The organism is Bradyrhizobium genosp. A (assembly GCF_049949275.1).
Lineage (GTDB): Bacteria > Pseudomonadota > Alphaproteobacteria > Rhizobiales > Xanthobacteraceae > Bradyrhizobium.
Genome location: NZ_CP188196.1, coordinates 5,933,726 through 5,957,357, shown reverse-complemented (window position 1 = coordinate 5,957,357; position 23,632 = coordinate 5,933,726). Strand labels below are relative to the sequence as shown.

The 23,632-nt window shown below is 62.5% G+C and carries 17 protein-coding genes and 1 pseudogene; 8 read left to right on the top strand and 10 right to left on the bottom strand.

Annotated elements, in window-relative coordinates; translation table 11 throughout:
• Positions 1–224: 224 nt before the first annotated feature.
• The 3 genes from ACP2YP_RS27860 to ACP2YP_RS27850 form a co-directional block, all read right to left on the bottom strand.
• Complete coding sequence (locus tag ACP2YP_RS27860) at positions 225–653, bottom strand: GlcG/HbpS family heme-binding protein (RefSeq protein WP_426419457.1); 429 nt, start codon at positions 651–653, stop codon at positions 225–227.
• Positions 646–3,621: an FAD-binding and (Fe-S)-binding domain-containing protein gene (locus ACP2YP_RS27855; RefSeq protein ID WP_426419456.1), complete on the bottom strand. Its 2,976-nt coding sequence runs from the start codon at positions 3,619–3,621 to the stop codon at positions 646–648. Before ACP2YP_RS27855 ends, ACP2YP_RS27860 begins: the two co-directional genes overlap by 8 nt.
• Positions 3,622–3,726: 105 nt before the next feature.
• The gene (locus tag ACP2YP_RS27850; RefSeq protein ID WP_426419455.1) at positions 3,727–4,461 is read right to left on the bottom strand and encodes a GntR family transcriptional regulator; all 735 of its coding nucleotides are present in this window, start codon (positions 4,459–4,461) and stop codon (positions 3,727–3,729) included.
• A 133-nt stretch (positions 4,462–4,594) separates the two neighbouring features.
• On the opposite strand from ACP2YP_RS27850, the gene ACP2YP_RS27845 reads away from it, so the two are divergent.
• The 6 genes and pseudogenes from ACP2YP_RS27845 to ACP2YP_RS27820 all read left to right on the top strand — a co-directional run bounded on the left by ACP2YP_RS27845 (position 4,595) and on the right by ACP2YP_RS27820 (position 11,622).
• The gene (locus ACP2YP_RS27845) at positions 4,595–5,797 is read left to right on the top strand and encodes a pyridoxal-phosphate-dependent aminotransferase family protein (protein WP_426419454.1); all 1,203 of its coding nucleotides are present in this window, start codon (positions 4,595–4,597) and stop codon (positions 5,795–5,797) included.
• A 55-nt stretch (positions 5,798–5,852) separates the two neighbouring features.
• Positions 5,853–7,157: an MFS transporter gene (locus ACP2YP_RS27840; RefSeq protein ID WP_426419453.1), complete on the top strand. Its 1,305-nt coding sequence runs from the start codon at positions 5,853–5,855 to the stop codon at positions 7,155–7,157.
• 171 nt (positions 7,158–7,328) lie between these two features.
• A complete protein-coding gene (locus tag ACP2YP_RS27835; RefSeq protein ID WP_426419452.1) occupies positions 7,329–8,528 on the top strand; it encodes a pyridoxal-phosphate-dependent aminotransferase family protein in 1,200 nt (399 codons plus the stop codon).
• A 57-nt stretch (positions 8,529–8,585) separates the two neighbouring features.
• Positions 8,586–9,380 carry an enoyl-CoA hydratase/isomerase family protein gene (locus tag ACP2YP_RS27830; RefSeq protein WP_426419451.1) on the top strand — a complete coding sequence of 265 codons (795 nt, stop codon included), beginning with the start codon at positions 8,586–8,588 and terminating at the stop codon, positions 9,378–9,380.
• A gap of 132 nt (positions 9,381–9,512) precedes the next feature.
• Positions 9,513–10,499, top strand: a complete 987-nt coding sequence (locus ACP2YP_RS27825) for a Bug family tripartite tricarboxylate transporter substrate binding protein (protein ID WP_426419450.1) — start codon at positions 9,513–9,515, stop codon at positions 10,497–10,499.
• 325 nt (positions 10,500–10,824) lie between these two features.
• Positions 10,825–11,622, top strand: a pseudogene (locus ACP2YP_RS27820) (YdcF family protein).
• Between the two features lie 31 nt (positions 11,623–11,653).
• On the opposite strand, the gene cysN reads toward ACP2YP_RS27820, so the two are convergent.
• From cysN to ACP2YP_RS27800, 4 genes are all read right to left on the bottom strand, one after another.
• Complete coding sequence (gene cysN, locus ACP2YP_RS27815) at positions 11,654–13,525, bottom strand: sulfate adenylyltransferase subunit CysN (protein WP_426419449.1); 1,872 nt, start codon at positions 13,523–13,525, stop codon at positions 11,654–11,656.
• Entirely contained in the window at positions 13,525–14,424 is a 900-nt protein-coding gene (cysD, locus tag ACP2YP_RS27810) for a sulfate adenylyltransferase subunit CysD (protein WP_426419448.1), read from the bottom strand. Before cysD ends, cysN begins: the two co-directional genes overlap by 1 nt.
• 24 nt (positions 14,425–14,448) lie before the next feature.
• Positions 14,449–14,589 carry a hypothetical protein gene (locus ACP2YP_RS27805; protein ID WP_426419447.1) on the bottom strand — a complete coding sequence of 47 codons (141 nt, stop codon included), beginning with the start codon at positions 14,587–14,589 and terminating at the stop codon, positions 14,449–14,451.
• A 257-nt stretch (positions 14,590–14,846) separates the two neighbouring features.
• Positions 14,847–15,776 carry a dTDP-4-dehydrorhamnose reductase family protein gene (locus tag ACP2YP_RS27800; protein ID WP_426419446.1) on the bottom strand — a complete coding sequence of 310 codons (930 nt, stop codon included), beginning with the start codon at positions 15,774–15,776 and terminating at the stop codon, positions 14,847–14,849.
• Between the two features lie 285 nt (positions 15,777–16,061).
• On the opposite strand from ACP2YP_RS27800, the gene ACP2YP_RS27795 reads away from it, so the two are divergent.
• Both ACP2YP_RS27795 and wecB read left to right on the top strand, forming a co-directional pair.
• Entirely contained in the window at positions 16,062–17,348 is a 1,287-nt protein-coding gene (locus tag ACP2YP_RS27795; RefSeq protein WP_426419445.1) for a class I SAM-dependent methyltransferase, read from the top strand.
• Positions 17,349–17,384: 36 nt separating this feature from the next.
• Positions 17,385–18,467 carry a non-hydrolyzing UDP-N-acetylglucosamine 2-epimerase gene (gene wecB, locus ACP2YP_RS27790; protein ID WP_426419444.1) on the top strand — a complete coding sequence of 361 codons (1,083 nt, stop codon included), beginning with the start codon at positions 17,385–17,387 and terminating at the stop codon, positions 18,465–18,467.
• A 100-nt stretch (positions 18,468–18,567) separates the two neighbouring features.
• Here the strand turns inward: wecB and ACP2YP_RS27785 are convergent, their stop codons facing one another.
• The 3 genes from ACP2YP_RS27785 to ACP2YP_RS27775 all read right to left on the bottom strand — a co-directional run bounded on the left by ACP2YP_RS27785 (position 18,568) and on the right by ACP2YP_RS27775 (position 23,380).
• Positions 18,568–19,341 (bottom strand): glycosyltransferase, encoded by a 774-nt coding sequence (locus ACP2YP_RS27785; protein ID WP_426419443.1) that lies wholly within the window; start codon positions 19,339–19,341, stop codon positions 18,568–18,570.
• 41 nt (positions 19,342–19,382) lie between these two features.
• Complete coding sequence (locus ACP2YP_RS27780) at positions 19,383–21,893, bottom strand: YfhO family protein (protein ID WP_426419442.1); 2,511 nt, start codon at positions 21,891–21,893, stop codon at positions 19,383–19,385.
• A gap of 293 nt (positions 21,894–22,186) precedes the next feature.
• On the bottom strand, positions 22,187–23,380 hold the full coding sequence (locus ACP2YP_RS27775; protein ID WP_426419441.1) for a CaiB/BaiF CoA transferase family protein: 1,194 nt from the start codon (positions 23,378–23,380) through the stop codon (positions 22,187–22,189).
• Positions 23,381–23,632 lie beyond the last annotated feature (252 nt).

The window sequence follows — 23,632 nt, the reverse complement described above, 5'->3', positions numbered from 1 at the left end:
GATCAGGATGGGCAATGTGTACGATAAAACCGAATTTCGGTAAAGCGGAATATTTTTGGGAGCGGTGGTTGACAGCGCGGTTGGATGTTTTGCCCGTCGGGTAACACAAGATTTGGCGTCATTCCGGGGCGCGCGTAGCGCGAGCCCGGAATCCATTTGTCCGCATCGCGCGCCGCGCGATGGATTCCGGGTTCGCGCCAAGCGGCGCGCCCCGGAATGACGAGCTACCCCGCGTTGGCTTTCAGCCCGGCCGCCTGGATGCCGGCCACCGCGCAAGCCTCGTCGTTGTCAGACGTGTCGCCGGAGACGCCGACGGCGCCAAGGAGCGTCGTGCCGTCCATGACCAGCACGCCGCCGGGGACCGGCACCAGCGCGCCTTTTGCAATCGTGTTCATGGCGTCGATGAAATAGGCCTGCTCCTGCGCGCGCTGGTACAGCGCGCGCGAGCCCATGCCCATCGCGAGCGCGCCATAGGCCTTGCCATGGGCGATCTCGGCGCGCATCAGGCTGGTGCCGTCCTGGGCGGCTGCGATTTTGAGCACGCCACGCGCGTCGAGGATCGAGACGACCAGCGGCTTCAGCTTCAGTTCGGTGGACTTTGCCAAGGCGGCGTCGAGGATTTTTCGGGCGGTATCGAGCGTGAGGTCAGCCATGGCTGGGTTCCTTTGTAGCGGTTGAATTGGAATTGGTCTCGGCGCGATCGAGGCTCATCGCCAGCACGCGGGCGACGTGGAGCGCCTCGCGTTGCGCGCCGTCGTGAATCTGGTGGCGGCAGGAGGTGCCGTCGGCAACGACCAGCGTCGTCTGGTCTGCGCGCCGCACCGCGGGCAGCAGCGACAGCTCGGCCATCTCGATTGAGGCGTCATAGGTGTCGGCGCCGTAGCCGAACGCGCCGGCCATACCGCAGCAGCTGGACTCGATGGTCTCAACCGCAAGGCCGGGGACGAGCCGCAGCACCTGCTCGACCGGCTTGAAGGCGCCAAAGGATTTCTGGTGGCAATGGCCGTGCACCACGGCTTTGTCGGCGACGGTGCCGAGTGGCAGTTGCAGCCGGCCGGCCTCGGCCTCGCGCACCAGAAATTCCTCGAACGTCAGCGCATGTGCGCCGACCGCCTTGGCGTCGTCGTCCTTGCGCAGTGAAGCCAGCTCGTCGCGGAGCGTCAACAGGCAGCTCGGCTCGAGACCTATGATCGGCACGCCGCGGGCGGCAAAGGGCGCGAAAGCGGCCACGAGACGGTCGAGCTCGGACCTGGCTTCATCGACCAGTCCGGCTGAAAGGAACGTGCGGCCGCAGCACAGCGGGCGACTGCCGCTGATGGGCTTCGGCAGATGTACGCGATAGCCACCGGCCGCGAGCACGCGTAGCGCTGCCTCGAGATTCTCGCGCTCATAGATGCGATTAAAGGTGTCGGCGAACAGCACGACCTCGCAGCCGGTTTCCGGACCGACGCTGTCGGCCGGCGGCACAAACAGGTCGCTACGGAAGGCGGGCAGGGCGCGGCGCGCGCTGATGCCGGCAAAGCGCTCGAACAGCTTTCGCAGCAGCGGGCTGTGGTTGCGCAAATTCGCCAGCGGCGCGAAGCGCGACGCGAGGTCGGCGTAACGCGGGAGATAGCCGACCAGCCGATCGCGCAAGGTCAGGCCGTGGGACGCGGCGCGCGCGGCCAGCACCTCGATCTTCATCTTGGCCATGTCGACGCCAACAGGACATTCGTGGCGGCACGCCTTGCAGGAGACGCAAAGCTTGAGCGTCTCCATCATCTCGTCGGAGGACAACGCATCGGGGCCGAGCTGGCCGGAGATCGCGAGCCGCAGCGTGTTGGCGCGACCTCGCGTGACATCCTTCTCGTTGCGCGTGGCACGATAGGACGGGCACATCACGCCGCCCTCGAGCTTGCGGCAGGCGCCGTTGTTGTTGCACATCTCGACCGCGCCCTGGAAACCGCCGCCGGCGCCGGGATAAGCGGACCAGTCGAGCTTTGTCTTGAGGTCGGCGACGCGATAGTTCGGCTTGAAGCGGAACAGCGAGCGGTCGTCCATTCTGGGCGCGTCGACGATCTTGCCGGGGTTGAGCACGCCGTCGGGATCGAAGCGATGCTTCACCTCCCTGAAGTCGGCGACGAGGCGCTCGCCGAACATGGTCTCGTGGAATTCGGAGCGCACCAGGCCGTCGCCGTGCTCGCCGGAATGCGAGCCCTTGTATTCGCGCACCAATGCGAACGCCTCCTCGGCGATGGCGCGCATCGCCTTGACGTCTTTCTCCAGCTTCAAATTCAGCACGGGCCGCACATGCAGGCAGCCCTCGGAGGCATGCGCATACATCGTGCCGCTGGTGCCATGCCTGGCAAACACCTCGTTCAGCCGTTGGGTGTAGTCGGCGAGATGCGGCAGCGGCACGGCGCAGTCCTCCACAAAGGAGACGGGCTTGCCCTCCTGCTTCATGGACATCATGACGTTGAGGCCGGCGGCGCGGAAATCGGCAATGCCGCTCTGAAGCGCGGGCTCGGTGATCTCGACCACGCCGCCCCATTTGCGCGTGTCGTTATTCCAGGCGAAGCCGAGATCGCCCATCAGCTCGCCGAGCTGCTTGAGACGCAATAGATTGTCGGCCTGGTCCTCCTCGGCGAACTCGACCACCAGCACGGCATCCGGATCGCCCTTGATCGCGGCCGAGATGATCGGCTGGAACATCGCGATGTCGCGGCCGAGCGCGAGCATTGTGCGGTCGACCAGCTCGACCGCGATCGGCTTGAGCTTGACCAGATGCTGGGCCGCATCCATCGCCTCGTAGAAGCTGCCGAAATGGCAGACGCCAAGCGCCTTGTTGCGGATCACGGGCCACAGTTTTAGCTCGACCTTTGTGGTGAAGGCGAGCGTGCCTTCCGATCCCACCAGGAGATGCGCCATGTTGTTGCGCGCATTGCGCGGGGTGAGCGCATCGAGATTGTAGCCACCGACGCGGCGCTGCACCTTTGGAAAGCGCGCCGCGATTTCGTCGGCCTCGCGCGTGCCGAGATCGAGCATGTCGCGTAACAGGGCGCGCATGCTGTCGTTCGCGTCGAGATCGGAGAGATCGCGCGAGACCTCGCCAAAACGGCTCAGCGTGCCGTCGGCGAGCGAGGCCTCCATCGACAGCGTGTTGTCGCGCATGGTGCCGTAGCGAAGCGAGCGGCCGCCGCAGGAATTGTTGCCGGCCATGCCGCCGATGGTGGCGCGGGAGGCCGTGGAGACGTCGACCGGAAACCACAGGCCGTGCTGTTTGAGCTGGCGGTTGAGGTCGTCGAGCACGATGCCGGGCTCGACCACGCAGGTCCGCCCCTCGACGTCGAGCGACAGGATGCGGTTGAGGTGCTTGGAGAGATCGACCACGAGGCCGTCATTGACGGTCTGGCCGCATTGCGAGGTGCCGCCGCCGCGCGGGGTGACCTTCACGCCTTCGTCGCGGGCGATTGCCAGGGCCTTGAGGGCCTCGTCCATCGTCTTGGGGACGACCACGCCTGACGGCACGATCTGGTAGAACGAGGCGTCGGTGGCGTAGCGGCCGCGGCTGAAGTCGTCGAACAGGACGTCGCCGGTCATGTCCGCGCGCAGGCGCCGTTCGAGCGAGGAGGCGTTTGTCATACGTAGTCCCGGAGTGATCCAGCGCGGCGCGCGCCCTGCTGGATTATGCATTCTTGTTTCCGACCGATCATATTATGAATTCAAAATGAGCAAAGCGGCCGTCCCTCAAGGCGCCGCCGCATCCTCTTGCGGCTCGGTCAGATGCTCGATCGCCGCCGTCCGCTTGTTGCGCAGGTGCTGAAACAGGATGTCGCTGAGCTCACTGCCGGCGCGGCGGCGCAGCGCGTCGAGGATGGCCTCGTGCTCGCGCATCGCCTCCGCCCAGCGCTGCCGCTTGCGGGCAAAATTTGCGGAGTAGCGGACCCGGCGGATTCTCCCGGCGAAATTGGCGTAGGCGGTCTTCAGCGTCTCGTTGCGGGCTGCTGCGACGATGCTCTCGTGGATGCGTTGGTTGGTCTGGAAATAGCCGTGCATGTCGCGATGCAGATAATGGCCGTACATCTCGTAATGCAGCTGCTCGATCGCGGTGATTTCCTCATCCGTAATGACCTCGCAGGCAAGGCGCCCGGCGAGACCCTCAAGTCCCGCCATCACGTCGAACAGCTCTTCCAGGTCGCGCTGGCTGAGCTGGCGGATTCGGGCGCCGCGGTTGGGCAGCAGCTCGATCAGGCCCTCGGCGGCGAGCACCTTTAAGGCCTCGCGCAAGGGTGTGCGGGAGATGCCGAACATCTCGCAGAGCTGGCGCTCGGGAACGCGGGCGCCGTCGGGAATGTTGCCTTCCACGACGTAGTCGCGCAGCCGCAGCAGGATCTCGCCATGGAGCGAGGCGGCCTCGCGGTCGCCGCCATTTGTGGCGGGCGGGGTGATCGGGACCCCGGTGTCGGGAATCGTGGATTTCATTTGCAGCACAATAATTTGCCCATTTGGTCGCGTCGACGTCCACAATCGAATACCAAATTTCGATTGAAATGACAAAAAATGAATGCAAAATAAGCGCTCAAGCCGGCCAGAATCTGACGCCAGGGAGGTTTTCATGCATCAGGGACGCCATTTCCTCCAGATTCCGGGCCCGAGCCCGGTCCCGGAGCGCGTCCTGCGCGCCATGGACATGCCGGTGATCGACCATCGGAGCGCCGAGTTCGGCGAACTCGGCCGCACTGTGCTCGAAGGCAGCCAAAAGATTTTCCAGACCAAGGGTCCTGTCATCATCTTCCCCTCCTCGGGGACGGGCGCCTGGGAAGCTGCGATCGTCAACACGCTGTCGCCGGGCGACAAGGTGCTGATGGTCGAGACCGGCCATTTCGCAACGCTGTGGCGGCAGATGGCGGGCCGCTTCGGCATCGAGGTTGATTTCGTGCCCGGCGACTGGCGCCACGGCGCCGATCCGGCCGTGATCGAAGCAAAACTCACCGAGGACAAGGCGCGAGCGATCAAGGCTGTGATGGTCGTGCACAACGAAACCTCGACGGGCGCGACCAGCCGCATCGCCGAGATCCGCGCCGCGATCGACCGCAGCGGCCATCCGGCGCTGCTGATGGTCGACACCATCTCCTCGCTCGGCTCGGTCGACTACAGCCACGACGAATGGAAGGTCGATGTCAGCGTCAGCTGCTCGCAGAAGGGCTTTATGCTGCCGCCGGGCCTCGGCTTCAACGCGATCTCCGAGAAGGCGCGCGCGGCGGCGAAGACCAACAAGATGCCGCGCTCCTATTTCGACTGGGAGGAGATGCTCAAGCCGAACGCCAACGGCTTCTTCCCCTACACGCCGGCGACCAACCTGCTCTACGGCCTGCGCGAGGCGATCGCGATGCTGCTCGAAGAGGGGCTCGACAACGTGTTCGCGCGGCATCAGCGGCTGGCGGCCGCAACGCGTGCCGCCGTCAATCATTGGGGCCTCGAAGTGCTCTGTCAGGAGCCGTCGGAATTCTCGCCGGTGCTGACCGCGGTGCTGGTGCCGCCGGGCCATGACGCCGACCAGTTCCGGAAGATCGTGCTCGAGAATTACAACATGTCGCTCGGCTCGGGCCTGTCGAAGGTGGCCGGAAAGGTCTTCCGCATCGGCCATCTCGGCGAATGCAATGCGCTGACGCTGCTCGGCGCGCTCACCGGCGTGGAGATGGGCCTGTCGGTCGCCGGCGTGCCGCACCGCTCCGGCGGCGTCGACGTCGCGATGAAGCTGTTGGAGCAGCGCCCGCAGGGCAACGCGTCACCGCATCTGAAAGTGGTCGGCACTTAAACCGCGCAGGGACACGCGGGCTGACAATCATAAAAAGCGATCAGGAGGGGTGGAGATGGGAATTCGGTTCAAGGCCACGCATGTCGTGCTGGCGATGCTCTGCGCGATGTATTTCATCACCTATGTCGATCGGGTGAACATCGGCACTGCGGCGAGCGAGATCCAGAAGGAGCTCGCCCTCTCGAACACCCAGCTCGGTCTCGTGTTCTCCGCCTTCGCCTATCCCTATCTGCTGTTCCAGGTGATCGGCGGCTGGGTCGGCGATCGCTTCGGGCCGCGCAAGACGCTGTTCTGGTGCGGCATGATCTGGGCGGTGGCCACCATCTCGACCGGCTTCGTGAATGGTCTTACCGCACTGTTCGTCGCACGCTTCGCGCTCGGCTTCGGCGAGGGCGCGACGTTCCCGACCGCGACGCGCGCGATGCAATACTGGACGCCGGCAAACCGCCGCGGTTTTGCGCAAGGCCTGACCCATTCCTTCGCCCGGCTCGGCAATGCGGTGACGCCGCCGGTGGTGGCGCTCCTGATCCTGTGGCTGACCTGGCGCGGCGCCTTCGTCGTGCTCGGCTTCGTGAGCCTCGTCTGGGGCGTGATCTGGGTCTGGTACTTCCGTAACGAGCCGAAGGAGCACGCTTCCATCACCGAGGCTGAGCTCGCTGCATTGCCGCCGCGCCCGACTGGCGAGCGGCCGCGCGTGCCGTGGGGGCCGCTGTTCGGGCGGATGTGGCCGGTGACGCTGACCTATTTCTGCTATGGCTGGTGCCTGTGGCTCTATCTCAACTGGCTGCCGCTGTTCTTCAAGAACAACTACAATCTCGACATCAAGAACTCGGCGCTGTTCGCCTCCGGCGTTTTCTTCGCCGGCGTGATCGGCGACAGCGTCGGCGGCGTGATCTCGGACAAGATCCTCGATCGCACCGGCAATGTCCGTCTGGCGCGGCTCAGCGTCACCGTTGCGGGATTTGCGGGGGCGCTGCTCTCGCTGTTCCCGATCCTGTTCGTCCACGACATCACGATCGTCGCGCTGTGCCTGTCGGCCGGCTTCTTCTGTGCGGAGCTCGTGATCGGCCCGATGTGGTCGATCCCGATGGACGTCGCCCCGAAATATTCGGGGACCGCGTCGGGCCTCATGAACACCGGCTCTGCCTTTGCCGCCATCGTCTCCCCGCTGGTCGCGGGCTTCGTGATCGATGCGACCGGAAACTGGTACCTGCCGTTCCTGATGTCGATGGGGCTGCTGCTGCTCGGCGGCGCCTCGGCCTTCCTGATGCACCCGGAACGCCCGTTTACGGAGGCCGAGGGGCGGGCGCCGTCCGGCAAGGTGTGGCCGCGGAGTAGGGGCGTTCACGCCCGGCCATGACGCTGTGGGAAGCTTCGGGGCCCCAAATCTCCGATGTCAAATGCCCCGGCGAAAGGGGGCGGCGGAGGGTCTCCGGTTATGCATGGAAGTCGCCCTTTGGAGAGGGGACAGGGCGGTCAAATGGTGCTATTCGGCGGCCATCAAAACAAGGCTAGACCGGGAAGGACGCCTATGACCGTGCATACTGGAAGGCATTTTCTCCAGATTCCAGGACCGACCAACGTGCCCGACCGCGTGCTGCGGGCGATGGACATGCCGACGCTGGACCATCGCGGTCCGGAGTTCGCCGAGCTCGGTTTCGCGGTTCTCGCCTCGATGCAGCGGGTGTTCCGCACCAAGCAGCCCGTGATCATCTTCCCCTCATCCGGTACCGGCGCCTGGGAAGCGGCCATGGTCAACGTGTTCGCCCCCGGCGACAAGGTGCTGATGTGCGAGACCGGCCAGTTCGCCGTGCTGTGGCGCGGCATCGCCGACAAATTCAAGCTCGACGTCGACTTCATCCCGAGCGACTGGCGCCATGGCGCCGACCTCGCCGAGATCGAGAAGCATCTTGTGGCCGACAAGCAGCACGCGATCAAAGCGGTCTGCGTCGTCCACAACGAGACCTCGACCGGTTGCGTGACTCCGCCCGCGGAAGTGCGCAAGATCCTCGACCGCACAAAACATCCGGCGCTGTTGATGGTCGACACCATCTCCGGCCTCGGCTCGATGGAATACGAGCACGACGCCTGGGGCATCGACGTCTCGGTCGCGGGCTCGCAGAAGGGCCTGATGCTGCCGCCGGGCCTCGGCTTCAACGCCGTCTCGGAGAAGGCGCTCAGCGTTGCCACGGCGAATCCCGGTATGCGTTCTTATTGGGACTGGCAGGAAGTGATCAGCTTCAACAAGCTCGGCACCTTCCCCTACACGCCCGCCACCAATCTGCTCTACGGCCTGCGCGAAGCGGTGAAGATGCTGGAGGAGGAAGGGCTCGAGAACGTCTGGTCCCGCCACAAGCGCCACAGCGCAGCGACGCGCGCGGCGGCCAAGGTCTGGGGCCTCGAGACGCAGTGCGTCGATCCTGCCGCGCATTCACCGGCGCTGACCGGCGTGCGCGTGCCCGACGGCCACGACGCCGACGCCTTCCGCAAGGTGGTGCTGGAAAACTTCGACATGTCACTCGGCACCGGCCTGAACAAGGTCAAGGGCAAGGTGTTCCGCATCGGCCATATCGGTCATTTCAACGATCTGATGCTGATGGGTACGCTCGCCGGCGTCGAGATGGGCCTGGATCTTGCAAAGATTCCGCACCGGAGCGGCGGCGTGCTGGCGGCGATGGACGTCCTGAAGGGACGCGACGCGGTGCCGATGGCCAAGGCTCATGTAGCCTAGAGGCTCAAGTGGCTTAAAAGCCGAGGTGATTTGAACTAACTGGAAAGTGAGCGCGCGATGAACGCACCGACGACCAACGAAGACCTGCTCTACTCCGTCACGGACGGCATCGCGCGGATCACCTTCAACCGCCCGCAGGCGCGCAACGCCATGACCTTCGCCATGTATGACCGCATGGCGGAGATCTGCACCGAGATCAACACGGACCGCTCGATCAAGGCGCTGATCCTGACCGGCGCCGGCGACAAGGCGTTTGCCTCCGGCACTGACATTTCGCAATTCCGCGCGTTCAAAACGGCACAGGATGCGCTCGACTACGAGGCGCGCATCGACCGCGTGCTCGGCACGCTCGAGCAGTGCCGCGTGCCGGTGATTGCGGCCATCGCGGGCGCCTGCACCGGCGGTGGCGCCGGCATTGCCGCCTGCTGCGATCTCCGCATCGGCACCGAGACGACGCGCATGGGTTTCCCGATCGCGCGCACGCTCGGCAACTGCCTGTCGATGTCGAACATCAGCCGCGTCGTGTCGCTGGTGGGACCCGCGCGCACCAAGGATCTGATCTTCAGGGCGCGGCTGGTCGAGGCGCAGGAAGCACTGTCGCTCGGCCTGCTCACCGAAATCGTGCCCGACGTCGAGACGCTGCAGCGCCGCGCCGACGAGACTGCAAAGCTCGTCGCGAGCCATGCGCCGCTGACGCTCGAAACGACGAAGGAAGCGGTGCGCCGCATCCGCCCCACGCTGTCGCGCGAACAGGGCGAGGATCTGATCCTCAAGGCCTATATGAGCGAAGATTTCCGCGATGGCATGGACGCGTTCCTCAACAAGCGCACGCCGAACTGGAAGGGCAAGTAGCGCGCGCCTCGTCAGCCGAAATTCATATGCGGCGGAACGTCCGCCTGCTTGAACTCGCGATCTTTAGTCCGCACAATGCATCGATAGATTTCCCGACGTCACAAAGCCAATAAGAACCAGGGGACGAAACTCGTGCGAATTCCAGCGAAAGCCGTCGGCGCTGCGACGGCCTTGTTGTTGAGCGCGCCGGCGTTTGCCGGCTGGGAGCCCGCCAAGCCGGTCGAGATCGTCGTGGCGGCAGGCGCGGGCGGCGCCTCCGACCAGATGGCGCGGATGATGCAGGCCGCGATCCAGAAGAACAATCTGATGAAGCAGCCGATGGTGGTCTCGCTCAAGGGCGGTGCGTCGGGCGCGGAAGCGCTGATGTACATGAAGTCCAGCGAGGGCGATCCGAACAAGGTGCTGATCGCATATTCGCTGATCTACATGCTGCCGCTGTCGGCCAAGATTCCATTCAACTGGCACGAGCTGACCCCGGTCTCGGTGATCGCGCTCGACCAGTTCGTGCTGTGGGACAACAGCGCCGGCCCCAAGACGGTCAAGGAATTCGTGGCGGCGGCGAAGGCGGCAGCCGCGCCGTTCAAGATGGGCGGCACCGGCTCCAAGCGCGAGGATCACGTGCTCACCGTTTTCCTCGAGCAGAAGACCGGCGCGAAATTCTCCTATCTGGCCTACAAGTCCGGCGGCGAGGCCGCGACCCAGCTCGTCGGCAACCACACCGAATCCAACGTCAACAATCCTAGCGAAAATCTCGAAGTCTGGCGCGCCGGCCAGGTGCGTCCGCTCTGCGTGTTCGACAAGGAGCGCATCGCCTACACCAGCAAGGTGACGGATACGCAGTCCTGGGCCGACATCCCGACCTGCAAGGAGGAGGGCATCGACGTCCAGTATCTGATGCTGCGCGCGATGTTCCTGCCCGGCAAGGTCACGCCGGAGCAGCAGGCGTTCTATGTCGAGCTGTTCCACAAGGTGACGCAGACCGCGGAGTACAGGGACTACATGGAAAAGCAGGCTTTGAAGCCGATCTTCCTCACCGGCAAGGACATGGTGCAATTCCTCGAAGAGGACGATGCGATCAACAAGTCGCTGATGACGGAAGCCGGATTCGTCGTGAAGTAGGTTTTCTTCTTCCCCCTCTCCCCGCAAGAAAGGGGAGAGGGAGAAGCGAAATCACTCCGTCCCTGACGGGCTTTGTTGTTTTTGGACAAGCGCATCCGGTATCCTTGACGGGAACGGATCTCCCTCGCGTCGGCTTTTCGCCGTCGGGCCGCTGACGCGTGCAGCATTCTGGGAAATCATCGCGATTCCCGACATTCGCAATCAATGCGCCGAACTGGCTGCGCGCTTGGCTCGCGCCTGAACCTCGCCTGGTTGCCTGGGGGCGAAGCCTGCTTCCTCCGTCAATCGATGATATGACCACCATCTTTGTGGCCGGAGGAAAACCGTGTTCTTCGTTCTGCAAGACGCTCGGCATCATCGCGCTGCCGCTGAATTTCCTGATCGGCCTTGGCGTACTCGGCTCGCTCCTGCTCATGACGCGATTCCTCAGGCTCGGTCGCACGCTTCTTGTCCTGTCTGCATTGATGCTCGCAGTATGCGGGTTCGCACCGGTCGGAAACCTGCTGCTCTATCCGCTGGAGTCTCGCTTCCCGGCCTGGAGCCCGTCCCAAGCCGCGCCGGATGGCATCATCGTTCTCGGTGCGTCGATCGACGTCGATCTGTCCGCGGCCCATGGTACGCCGGTCGTAACGACCGCGTCCGACCGGATCGTCGTGACCGCTGTGCTGGCCCGGAAGTATCCTGGCGCGCGCGTGGTCTTTACGGGGGGCAATGCCAATCTGATCTCCGGCGAGGCGAAGGAGGCCGACTTCGCGGCCGGGCTGTTCGAAAGCCTGGGGATCGACAAGAGCCGGCTGATCCTGGAAAGCCGCGCCCGCAACACGTACGAGAATGCACAGTTCACCAAAGCCATGGTCGATCCGAAGCCCGGCGAGCGCTGGCTGCTCGTGACCTCGGCCTTTCACATGCCGAGGTCGGTCGGTCTGTTTCGGAAAGCGGGATTGTGGTCGAGCCTTGTCCGGTCGACTGGCGTGTCGGCACCGGACGGGACGTCGTCTCGTTTACGGATATTGCAGAGGACGGCCTGTCGCGGACCAACATCGCAGTCCGCGAATGGCTCGGCCTGATCGCCTATCGGGCCGCCGGCCGCATTGACGAGTTGCTTCCGGGACCGCAGGGCTGAGACCTCAGCCCAAGGCCGGCCCCAAGGCACCTCAAAGGCGCCGGAGGAGTTCGATGATCTGATCGGCGAGCTCGTCCGGGCGGTGACCGACCGTCTCCAGCCGGATTTCCGGGCGCTCGGGCGCTTCATAGGGCGCATCGATGCCGGTGAAGTTCTTGATCTTGCCTTCCTTCGCCTTGGAATAGAGCCCCTTCGGGTCGCGCCGCATGCACTCTTCGATGGGCGTGTTGACGAACACCTCGATGAAATCTCCCTCGGCGACGAGGCTGCGGACCATGTCGCGCTCGGCCCTGTAGGGGGAAATGAACGAGCAGATCACGATCAGGCCGCTGTCGACCATGAGCTTGGCGACCTCGCCGACGCGGCGAATATTTTCGACGCGATCTGCTTCCGTGAAGCCGAGGTCCCTGTTGAGCCCGTGGCGGAGATTGTCGCCGTCGAGCAGCATGGTGTGATTGCCGAGCGCGAACAGCTTCTGATCGAGAATGTTGGCGATCGTCGATTTGCCCGCGCCGGACAGGCCGGTGAACCAGATGATCCGCGGCTTCTGGTTCTTGAGCGCGGCGCGCTCGGCCCTGCCGATCGAGAGCGGCTGCCAGGCGATGTTGCTGGCGCGCCGCAACGGAAATGCGATCATGCCGGCACCGACGGTGCGATTGGTGTAGCGATCGATGACGATGAAGGCGCCGGTCCGGCGGTTGGCCTCATAGGGATCGAAGGCAACCGGCAGCGCCGTGGCGAAATTGCAGAACGCGATCTCGTTCAGGCCGAGCGTGGTCGCGGCAAGGTGCTCGCGGGTATTGACGTCGATGCGGTATTTGATCGCGGTGACGCTCGCCGACGTGATCGTCTGAGTGCCGATCCTGACGACATAGTTGCGCGCCGGCACGAGCGGGTCCTGATTCATCCAGATCAGATGGGCGGCGAACTGGTCGGCAACCTCGGGACGTTCGGTCGGCTTCGCCAGGATGTCGCCGCCGACGATGTCGATCTCGTCCTGAAGCGTGATCGTCACGGCATCGCCAGCTTCCGCCTTCGACAACTCGCCGTCGTAGGTCACGATCTCCTTGACACGGCTCGCATGGCCGGATGCCGACACCACGATCTCGTCGCCGGGCGAGATGCTGCCTGATGCCACCGTTCCAGTGAAGCCGCGGAAATCGAGATTGGGGCGGTTGACCCACTGCACGGGAAAGCGGAACGGCAGTCCGGACGTCTCGCTCGCGACGTCGATGCTTTCGAGATAATCGAGCAGGCAGGGGCCGTGGTACCAGTCGGTATTGCCCGAGCGGTCGATGATGTTGTCGCCGTAGCGCGCCGACATCGGAATCGGAACAATCGAGGAGAAGCCGAGGCCGGTGGCAAAGGCGACGTAGTCGCCGACGATGCGATCGAACACGTCCTTCTTGTAATCGACCAGATCGATCTTGTTGACGGCAACGACGACGTGCTTGATGCCGAGCAGCGAGCAGATGAAGGAATGGCGCTTGGTCTGCACCAGGACACCCTTGCGGGCGTCGATCAGGATAATGGCAAGCTGCGCGGTCGAGGCACCGGTCGCCATGTTGCGCGTGTACTGCTCGTGGCCCGGCGTGTCCGCGACCATGAAGGAGCGCCGCGGGGTCGTGAAGAAGCGGTAGGCGACATCGATGGTGATGCCCTGTTGCCGCTCGGCCTCGAGCCCGTCGACCAGGAGCGCGAAATCGATGTCGTCGCCGGTGGTGCCATGTTTGGCGCTGTCGCGCGCGAGCGCGGCCAGTTGATCCTCGAAAATCAGCTTGCTGTCGTGCAGCAGCCGCCCGATCAGGGTCGATTTGCCATCGTCGACCGAGCCGCAGGTGATGAAGCGCAGCTGGTCCTTGGTCCCGGTCGAATGCGGCTCTCGAAGAACGGAGGTGTCCATCAGAAATAGCCCTCGCGCTTCTTCTTTTCCATCGAGGCAGCCTCGTCGGAATCGATCAGGCGCCCCTGCCGTTCGGAGACCGTCGCCGTCTGCATCTCCGCGACGATGTCCTGGATCGTTGTCGCCGACGAATCGATCGCGCCGCTGAGCGGGTAGCACCCGAGCGTACGGAAGCGGATCATCCGCATTTCGGCCGTCTCGTTCGGCTCCAGCGGGAGGCGGTCGTCATCCACCATGATGAGCGTGCCGCCGCGTCGCACGACGGGGCGCATCCTGGCGAAATACAGCGGCACGACCGGGATGTTCTCGAGCATGATATATTCCCAGATGTCGAACTCGGTCCAGTTCGACATCGCGAACACACGCATCGTCTCGCCTTGCCGGATGCGGGTATTGAAGAGATTCCACAGCTCCGGTCGCTGGTTGCGCGGATCCCAGACATGGCCGGCGGAGCGGAACGAGAAGATGCGTTCCTTGGCCCGGCTCTTCTCCTCGTCGCGCCTTGCGCCGCCGAACGCCGCATCGAACTGGTAGAGATCCAGCGCCTGCTTCAGGGCGTCGGTCTTCATGACCTGGGTGTGCAGATAGGAGCCGGAGGCGATCGGGCCGATGCCGCGCTCGACGCCCTCCTTGTTCACATGCACGATCAGATCGGCGCCGATGCGCTTGGCCGTCTCGTCGCGAAACGTAATCATCTCCCGGAACTTCCACGTGGTGTCGACATGGAGCAGCGGGAAGGGGAGCCTGGCGGGATGAAACGCCTTCATCGCCACATGGAGCATCACGCTCGAATCCTTGCCGATCGAATAGAGCATGACCGGCTTCTTGAACTCGGCGACCACGTCGCGCATGATCTCGATCGATTCAGCCTCGAGGCGGCGGAGATGTCGGGGGAGCATATTTCGTCTTTTGATCCAGTTGCGCTATTCGCCGACGCGTCCGCCCAATGCAACGAAATGACCGTTGCGATAGGCCGGCTTGAAGTAACGAACGTCCTCTCCGTCCACAATGCAGCCGCCGGCCGCCAGAAGCACCGCGTGCCCCGCGGCAGTATCCCACTCCATGGTCGGGGCCACACGTAGATAGACGTGCGTCTCACCTTATGCAACCGTGCAGAATTTAAGCGACGATCCGGACGGCCTCAGTTCCGGGATCCGGCGCTGGCTGATCCATGCCTTTGTGGCATCGTCGAGGTGCGACCTGCTTGTGACGGCCCACAAGCCTTCGGGCGAGGGTACCACCGAGGATGCGCGCGTCGGTGGCGTCTGCATGGCCGGCGGCAAGGGGAGTGAGGGTGTGTGGGCCCTACGACCGCTGGCGTTCAATGCCCATCGTAGGGCGTTGGATCGTCATGCATTTCCCTGATCATGGTTTGCCAGTCGGGTGCATGGAATCCGGTTCGCTTGGCGAAGTTGCTGCCATCAAGCCTGCGATCGCAGAAAAACTCATCGTCGCGCTCGAGGGTCACGTCGAGCCCGTATTGCGCGTTCACGATCTGCAAAAGCTCGTATTTGCTGATCGCCTCCGAGGCGACGTGCCAGACGCCATCGACGTCCGCATGTTCTGTAATCAATTTTCCGACCAGATCCGACATGGCGTTGGTCGTAAGGCCGGTATAGAGAGCGCCGGCGAATCCCTTCGCGTGTCCGCCGCGTTGCTTCAGGAACCATTCGATCAGACTTGAACGTCCGCGCAATTCCCTGCCGACGATGGATGACCGGATGGTCAGGCAGCCGGGCCCTGAAACTTCGCCCAGCAACTTGCTGCGTCCGTACAGATCCTCGGCATCGGTCGGCGAATTTTCCGAAAACGGACCCTTCCGGCCGGCGAACACGCAATCGGTGCTGAATTGTATCAGGCGGGCGCCGCGCTTCCTGCAAAGTGCCGCGGCTCTGTGCGGAAGCATCGCGTTGGCCGCGATCGACGTAATGGCATCCTTTGCCTGATCGATCTGCTTGATGACGCCGACCGCATTGATCACGACATCAGGATTTGCCGTCTCGATCGCGGCCTGGAGGGCCGCGTCCTGCAGAACATCCACATTCGGCTGGATCTGGTGTGCGCCAGCCAGAGCCAGTCGGGCCGCGGGCGTGTCGGGAATCGAAGACGAACGAACCGTTCCGGAAACCTGAAAGCCCTGCGCCGCCAGCCTCTGGACAAGCTTGTGCCCAAGCATGCCGGTCGCCCCGAGCACGAGCACGTGCGGGGCGCGGCGAGCCGTGTGTGGATCAGGCGGCAATTCCGACGACATTCTTCATTTCCACTCACGATTGACGTGGCCGAGCATCTCTGCGGATGGCATCTATCTCGCCGGTCTGTCAAGAAAATCCGGACCCCGCGTAGGCAGGCCCGAAGCTGAGGCAGGTCGATGTGGCATTTCTGGTTCGTCCGGTGGTTAGGTCCCGCTTGACAAGTTCGAGCCATCATGCGCACGGCTGGTGCTTTGGGGCTTGTTGGCTAGAAAGTGCGCCAACTGCCGCGGATTTGGACCTAATCTCGGGGCTCGCCCCCATCAAGTAGGACCTCGACAATCGTTATGGAAAGATTGCATCCGATTGTCCCCCAGAACGGCCGATGTGCATTTTGTGAGGCAGAGGGTCTGGTAGAAGTCATTGATTTCGGCGACGTGGCGCTGGCCGGCGGGTTCTTGAAGGAAGAAGCGTTCGCCAGGGAATCGAAATTCCGGCTGCGGATGTGTTTCTGCCCGAGCTGCTACGCGGTCCAGGTTCCCGACAAGGTCGATCCGAGTCTTCTCTTCGCCGACTATTTCTACTTTTCGTCGGCGATCCGGACGCTAAGGGAGCATTTCAACGACTACGCGACGGAGGTGGTGGCGCGATTTGTCACGCCGCACCACGCCACGGTGCTCGAATTCGGTTGCAATGACGGCATCCTCCTGAAGCCGCTGGCGGATCAGGGTATCGCCAATCTCATCGGCGTCGATCCTGCGCTCAATATTCTGAAAACGATCGACGATCCGAGAATCAACACGGTACATGGCTTCTTCAACGAATCGCTCGCCGAGGAGTTGATCGGGCGTTTCGGCAAGGCCGATTTGGTTCTCGCCAACAATGTGTTCGCGCATATCCCTGACATCAATGGCGTGACGCGGGCGGTAGAGAAGATCCTGAAGGACGACGGTGTCTTTGTCTTCGAGGTGCACTATCTCGGCAAGATCATCCAGGATCTACAGTACGACATGATCTATCACGAGCACCTGTATTATTACTCCCTGCTTGCGATCGAGAATCATTTTGCTCGTCACGGCATGACCGTCTTCGACATCAAGCCGATACCGATTCATGGCGGCTCGATGCGCTACTATGTTTGCAAGAAGAACAGTTTCCACGCCAAGGACATCTCGGTCCGCGTGCATAATCTGCGGAACGAGGAGCGGGCGCTTGGCTATGACCGTGCGGAGACCTACACGACCTTTGCCGCAAACTGCGCCGACCGTCGCCAAAGGCTGATGGATCTGCTGACGCGGCTGCGCGCAAAGGGCCGTAAGATCGCCGGATACGGCGCGTCCGGCCGTGCCAACACCATTATCCAGTATTGCGGGATCGGGCGCGAACACCTCGAATACATGATCGATGATGCGCCAGCAAAGCACGGCTATTCGACGCCTGGTTCGCATCTCATGATCCGCAGCAACGACGTGCTGCGCACGGATCCTCCGGATTATCTGCTGATCTTTGCCTGGAGTTTCTTCAACGAAATTGCGGCGAAGAGCGCGGATTACGTCGCGCAAGGCGGCCGGTTGATGGTACCGCTTCCCGATGTGCGGATAACCTTTTATCCGACATCGGATGACCTGCTCTAGAAAAACTGAACTGCCCGGTAAAAGTCGGAGACTAGAATGAAAGTTATGTCGATTTTCGGCACGCGGCCGGAAATGATCAAGATGTGGTCGACGTTCAAGAAGCTCGATGCCCTGAACTTCGAGCACATCATGGTTCATACCGGCCAAAATTTCACGCCGGAGCTCAAGGATTTCTTCTTCCGCGATCTCGAACTGCGCGAGCCGGATCATCAGCTCAATATCGACACCTCGAGCTATTCGCGCGAAGTCGCCGACGTGATCATCAAGTCCGATCAGTTGTTCGAACAGCACAAGCCGGACGCGTTGCTGATCCTCGGGGATACGTTCAGCGGATTGTCGGTGATGCCGGCGGCACAGCGCGGCATCAAGATCTTCCACATGGAAGCCGGGCTGCGCGCGTGGGACAAGCGGATGCCGGAGCAGCGCAACCGCATCCTGATCGACCACATGAGCAGCATCTTGCTGCCGTTCAATACCTATCACCGGGAGAATCTTCTCCGCGAGAACATTCATCCCTCGAAGATATTCCTGTCCGGCAATCCGACCTTCGAGGTGATGCGTCACTTCCTGCCGCAGATCCAGGCCTGCGACGTTCTCAAGCGCATGAACCTGTCGCCGAAGGGCTACATTCTGGTCACCGCGCATCGTAGCGAGAACGTCGACAATCCGGTCTATCTCGCGCGCCTGTTCGAGGCCTTCGGAGAGATGGCGCGCCGCTTCAAGCGCGAGGTGATTTATCCCATGCACCCGCGCACCAAGAGCAAGCTGAAGGACATCAAGATCGCGGACGGCGTTCGCGTCATGGCGCCGCTCGGATTTTACGATTTCAACAAGCTGCTTTCAGAGAGCTTCTGCGTGCTTTCGGATTCCGGCACCGCCCCGGAAGAGGCGTTGTTCTACAAGGTGCCGTGCGTCAGCCTGCGCATGACCACGGAACGACCGGAGACTGTCGAGGCTGGCGCCGTCGTGGTCGGCGGCATGGAAGTGTCCAACCTCGTGGACGCCGTGGAAACGGTGACCGGTCAGGATTGGCAGGTACGCTACGACTTCAACGAGAACTTCGCGGCGTCCTCGGTTGTCGTCAACTGCATCCGCAGCCAGATCACCAACTGGTTCTGAGCGGGCTGAAGACGCGCGCCGAACGGGTTGCCGGCCTCGAGGGGAGGCCGGCTATCCCCGACCCTGGATGCTGGAGACCAGGTGACGGTCTCCGGCGACATCATCTTTTGAAGATGTAATGGAGATAGCGCCAGTAGATGCTCCACTGGTAGGTGAATTTCGACTCCGATCCCTCCTCTTGTCTCGCGGTCAGGATATAGGGCACTTCGGCGAAGCTGAAGCCCATCTTGCCCGCAAGGTAGACCTCCTCGATCAGGACGATGAAGCCTCGCTCTGTTGTCGGGATTCTGGCCCAGGCCTGCGTACGGATCGCGCGAAAGCCGTTCGTAAAGTCGGTGATCGGCAGGCCCATCACCATCCGGGCAAGCAGATTTCCCGCACGAGAAATCCAATAGCGCTGCCAGGAAACGCCTTTGACGGCGCCCCCCTTATCGTACCGGGTCGCCTTCACCAGATCGATATGGCGCCGCATGGGTTCGAAGAAGTTGGCGATGAAATGCGGTGCCTGCGTTCCGTCCGCATCCATGACCAGCGCGTATTCGAAACCATTTTCAGCCGCGACCCTGCAAAGGGTCCGCTGGGCTGCGCCGTAACCACCGTTCTGAGCATGGCGCTCGAGAACGAGCGAGGGGAACTTGCGCTGGAGCTGAAGCAAGATCTCCCAGGTTCCGTCACTGCTGCCGTCGTCGACGGCAATGATCGCCGTGCGCGTGGGGACCGTGCTCAGGAATGAAGAAATGTTGGTCACGCAGTTTTCGATCGCGGCCGCCTCATTGTAGGTGGGCAGGGCAATACAAAAGCTCGGCAGCTTTTCGGCACTCTCTGCCGGGTGGGAGCTCGCAGCTACGGACGAGGCGTCGGCGGGGGCTTGCAAGTGCAGATCTCCAACAGGGCTAACCACCGATACAGGATCCACTATCTGGCCTGCCGGACCTGTGCAGAAGCGCCGTCAGCGGCCCTTCCCATCAAGGCCGCCAGCCGCGGATCGATCCACTGCCGGAATAGAACGAGACAAAGCAGGACGGCAAGCCCAATGCCCGAAAATATCTTACCTATCAAGAATGTCCGGGGGGCATAGCGCATCTCGACGACATGCTTGCCCGGGTCCAGCAGCACGCCCCGGAAGGCCTGATTGACCAGGCCGAGATGACGCTCCTCTCCGTCGACCCAAACCCTCCAGTTCGGATGCCAGGCATCGTTGAGCACCAGGACGCCCTTTTGCGACACGCTGGCCGAGATCTCGAGCCGGGTATGGTCGTAGCGGGTGATTTCGGCATGCTCGGGTTGGCTAGGGGCCTCCGTGCTCGGGCCCAGAATTCCACGTGCTCTTGCCTCCGCTATGAAAGCGGGATCGTCGGAGGTCGCAACCTCGCGCGGCGACCTGTCGATATCCAGCGGTGTCTGATGTCCTTCGGAAACCTGGTGGACAATGAGCGCGCGCGGCAGCGGATTGGGGTTTTCGACGATTGCGAATTTGGCGTCTTCATAAATGGTCTTCCAGCCGGAATCTGCCACGAAGTGACGAAGCCGCTCGTATGTCGTCGGTAACACCAGAAACCTGACGCCGAGAAAATCGAGCCCGCGAAGATTGAGAAAATCGGCGTCAGGTGCCAGCACCAGGGTCGCGAACGTCTCCCAACGATGGGCCGGATTGGGCAGGATCAGACGATTGAAGAGATCTTCATATCGGGGAAACAGCTGAAAGTTCATCGACCCGATCTGGTAAAGTCCGTAAGCGCTTCCGAATTCCGGCGGAACGCCCGGCTGCCCGTAACTCGCGACCCGGTGCAGACCGCCTTGCTTTTGCAGGACGCCGATGAAAGGCGCGGGCTCCAGGAAACGGTCGTATCGCTCCGGTCTGAAGTGATTCAGGTCGAATGTGAGTTCGCCCCATGACAGCACGACGATGCTCGACGCCACGATGATCGGAGCGATCCGTGTCCGTCTCAAAATCATCAGTGCCACGCCTGCCTCGAGGAGGGCCAGCGTCACCGCAAGATAGAGCGGGTATTCGATGTTCTCCTTGCCCCAAAGGAGCGTTGTATAAGCGAATGCCCCCCCAATCACCGCCGCGCCGACGAGCAACGGGATCAACCGCACTCCGCCCTCCTGCAGGCCATGCAGCCCGAATGCGACGATGATCGTGAAGATCAACCCGATGCTGATCCATACATACTGCTCGCCAAGGTTGCCGAGCACCGGAATCGCATTGATGACCGAGGATACGCCGGCTAATCCGTAAACCCGTGCGATCAACAACAACAGCACCGCGCACAGGGGAATGATGATGGTTCGCTGAAAGACCGGCCATGGCCGCGCAATTTGGGTGGCGAGCAGAGCGCCAATGATGCCCTGGTGGAATGCGATATTGCCGCGCATCAGCGCGAGTTGGGGCGTGGCGGCGACATAGGACTCGAAGGCATGCTTCGGTGTGAAGAGCGAGATCAGATTAAAGAGGTTAGTCGGGAAGAATTGCCGTTTTGCATAGAAGTCGCCGGTGGCCATGTATTTCAGCGCTTCGAAAATCGGCAGATACACAATTGCGAGCGTGAGCAGGGCCAGCGCTACGCCGCCAAGCTGGCCCGCGATCAACCCGCCGGCGGCCCTGGAAATCGAGCGTGGTCCGCGCTCCCGCGAGATTGAATGGCCGACGGATGCAGCAGCGCCAACCAACAGAGCGGTCGCCATTGTCAGGATCGTCGTTGGCAGAAACGTCGTGGCGAGGAGCAATCCCGCCCCGCACGAAATTCCGGCAATCTTCAATGCGCTCGGACGCCGTGCGAAGCTCACGAGTGCCAACGTCAGAACGGGAAAATAGAGCCACGTCTGCGAGACGTTCGAGCCCATATTGGCAACGTAATAACCATTCAGCAGATAGGTGACGCCACCGGCCAGCGCCGCGATGAATGAGAGCCGGAATTCGATCGCAAGCAGCACGAGCAGGCAAAAGACGGCGACCAGATTGAAAAACAGGAAGGTGGCATGGAACGCCCCGTCACTGCCGCCAAGGAGCGCGGTGGCGATCGTCAGGGGTGATGTCTTGATATCAACGAGGGTTTCGGGACCATATGAACCAGTCGCCGAATACGGGTTCCAGTAGATCGATTGCCCATCGCGAAAGCTGCGTCGGACGAATTGTATGCCGGGCTCGGACTGGAATGCGGCGCCTCCCGGATCAGTCAGCCCGTCAAGGATGCTACGGTTCTCCCGCTCGGGAAATAACTGAACCTTCCTTTGCTGGTCGTAGGTGACGTTGACGACATTTGCGTTGCTCAAGCTGGCCTTGAGGAAGATGACGTCCGGAAATGCGCATACGATCAGGCAGACTGCGGCCAGCGCACAACGTCCGAGAAGTTTTCGGTCGTTTGGATCGGATCTGTGTTCTGCGAAAATTCCAAAAACCGAAAAGCCCCGCCACCCCAACATCACGATCGATCCGCTTCACTCGTAGTGCGGCCGCTGGCGCCAACGCGGCGGCTGTTGTGGCTCCTGTCGCGCAGCATAGCACGACCACGCGGCGAGACGCGACGGTCAGTTCGGATTCTGACAAATCACGGTCCCATTTGCGCAGGGCGGCCAGACCGCCCCCGATTCGTCAATTCGCCATTTGAGTAGCCAACAGAGTTCTGGCGGGGTGCCTCGTGGAATCGGGGCTGACGGCTGCGAGCGCCTGAGGCTCGAGCCGGCCAGTTTGCTGCAATGCCGGGCCGCGCTGACGTCTACACCACCTTGGCCTGCCTTAGCTTCGCGATCTCCTCGGCATTGAAACCGAACTCGGTGAGCACCTCGTCAGTCTGCTCGCCGAATTCCGGCGGCCGCGCCACCATCTTGCTAGGCGTGCGCGACAGCGTGACGGGCTGGCCGACCAGGCGGATATGGCGGTCTTCTTCGTTCGGCACGTCCTGGGCGATGCCGAGATGCCTGACCTGGGCGTCCTCGAACATCTGGTCGATGGCGTAGATCGGCCCGCAGGGCACACCGGCCTCGTTGAGTTCACGGACCCAGGTCTCAGTCGATTTCGTCACGGTACGTTTCTCCATCTCGGCGTTGAGGGCGTCGCGGTTCTTGGAGCGGGCAGGCGCCGTTGCATAGTCGGGATGGCTATAGAGTTCCGGCGCGCCGATCGCCTGCGCGCAGCGTTCCCAGATGCGCCCGCCGGTGGTGGCGATGTTGATGTAGCCGTCCGAGGTCTTGAACACGCCGGTCGGAATGCTGGTCGGGTGGTTGTTGCCGGCCTGCTTGGCGACCTCCTTCTCCATCAGCCAGCGCGCGGCCTGGAAGTCGAGCATGAAGATCTGGGCCTGAAGCAGCGAAGTCTGCACCCACTGGCCCTCGCCCGAAACCTCGCGCTCGAGCAGCGCGGTGAGGATGCCTATGGCGCAGAACAGGCCGGCGGTGAGGTCGGCAACGGGAATGCCGACCCGCATCGGGCCTTCGCCCGGCGCACCGGTGATCGACATCAGCCCGCCCATGCCCTGCGCGATCTGATCGAAACCCGGCCGCTTGTGATAGGGGCCGTCCTGGCCGAAACCGGAGATGCTGCCATAGACGATGCGCGGGTTGATCTCGCGCAGGCTCTCATAGTCGATGCCGAGTTTCTTCTTCACGTCGGGTCGGAAATTCTCGACCACAACGTCGGCCTTGGCCGCGAGGCGCTTGAACACATCAAGGCCCTTGGGGTCCTTCAGGTTCAGGGTCATCGCCCGCTTGTTGCGGTGCAAATTCTGGAAATCCGAGCCCTGGCGCGGGCCGCCCGGCTGCTCGCCGGCAGCGTCTTCCAGCAGCGCGTCGATCTTGATGACATTGGCACCCCAGTCCGCGAGCTGGCGCACACAGGTGGGTCCGGAGCGGACGCGGGTCAGATCGAGCACGGTGAAGCGCGACAGGGCCTGTGAGGCATGCGGGGCTGGCATTTTCGGGAAGCTCCGGGGGGAGGGGGCGTAGGCTGATCTTCTGATCGGCCAAATTGAGTAGAAATTCAATGGCTGATGGTGCGGTCGGGCCGGGCCGAACCCGCTATGCGACGACGGCGCACTCTCGCCCGAATGCCTCCGCAATTAACGGTAATCAACGGGATTGCCGGGTGGCACATCAATGGACGAATGGTTTCCGCCGCTGACCGCGTTTGTCGGTTCTATTGAAACTTCAAATTAACACTGTAGGAT

Bases quoted from the DNA above. Each gene is read 5' to 3' on its own strand.
- ACP2YP_RS27795 (WP_426419445.1), top strand. From the start codon at position 16,062: ATGGAAAGATTGCATCCGATTGTCCCCCAGAACGGCCGATGTGCATTT.
- cysN (WP_426419449.1), bottom strand. From the start codon at position 13,525: ATGGACACCTCCGTTCTTCGAGAGCCGCATTCGACCGGGACCAAGGAC.
- ACP2YP_RS27845 (WP_426419454.1), top strand. From the start codon at position 4,595: ATGCATCAGGGACGCCATTTCCTCCAGATTCCGGGCCCGAGCCCGGTC.
- ACP2YP_RS27830 (WP_426419451.1), top strand. From the start codon at position 8,586: ATGAACGCACCGACGACCAACGAAGACCTGCTCTACTCCGTCACGGAC.
- ACP2YP_RS27855 (WP_426419456.1), bottom strand. From the start codon at position 3,621: ATGACAAACGCCTCCTCGCTCGAACGGCGCCTGCGCGCGGACATGACC.
- ACP2YP_RS27800 (WP_426419446.1), bottom strand. From the start codon at position 15,776: ATGTCGTCGGAATTGCCGCCTGATCCACACACGGCTCGCCGCGCCCCG.
- ACP2YP_RS27860 (WP_426419457.1), bottom strand. From the start codon at position 653: ATGGCTGACCTCACGCTCGATACCGCCCGAAAAATCCTCGACGCCGCC.
- wecB (WP_426419444.1), top strand. From the start codon at position 17,385: ATGAAAGTTATGTCGATTTTCGGCACGCGGCCGGAAATGATCAAGATG.
- ACP2YP_RS27835 (WP_426419452.1), top strand. From the start codon at position 7,329: ATGACCGTGCATACTGGAAGGCATTTTCTCCAGATTCCAGGACCGACC.
- ACP2YP_RS27840 (WP_426419453.1), top strand. From the start codon at position 5,853: ATGGGAATTCGGTTCAAGGCCACGCATGTCGTGCTGGCGATGCTCTGC.
- cysD (WP_426419448.1), bottom strand. From the start codon at position 14,424: ATGCTCCCCCGACATCTCCGCCGCCTCGAGGCTGAATCGATCGAGATC.
- ACP2YP_RS27850 (WP_426419455.1), bottom strand. From the start codon at position 4,461: ATGAAATCCACGATTCCCGACACCGGGGTCCCGATCACCCCGCCCGCC.
- ACP2YP_RS27805 (WP_426419447.1), bottom strand. From the start codon at position 14,589: ATGGAGTGGGATACTGCCGCGGGGCACGCGGTGCTTCTGGCGGCCGGC.
- ACP2YP_RS27780 (WP_426419442.1), bottom strand. From the start codon at position 21,893: ATGTTGGGGTGGCGGGGCTTTTCGGTTTTTGGAATTTTCGCAGAACAC.
- ACP2YP_RS27775 (WP_426419441.1), bottom strand. From the start codon at position 23,380: ATGCCAGCCCCGCATGCCTCACAGGCCCTGTCGCGCTTCACCGTGCTC.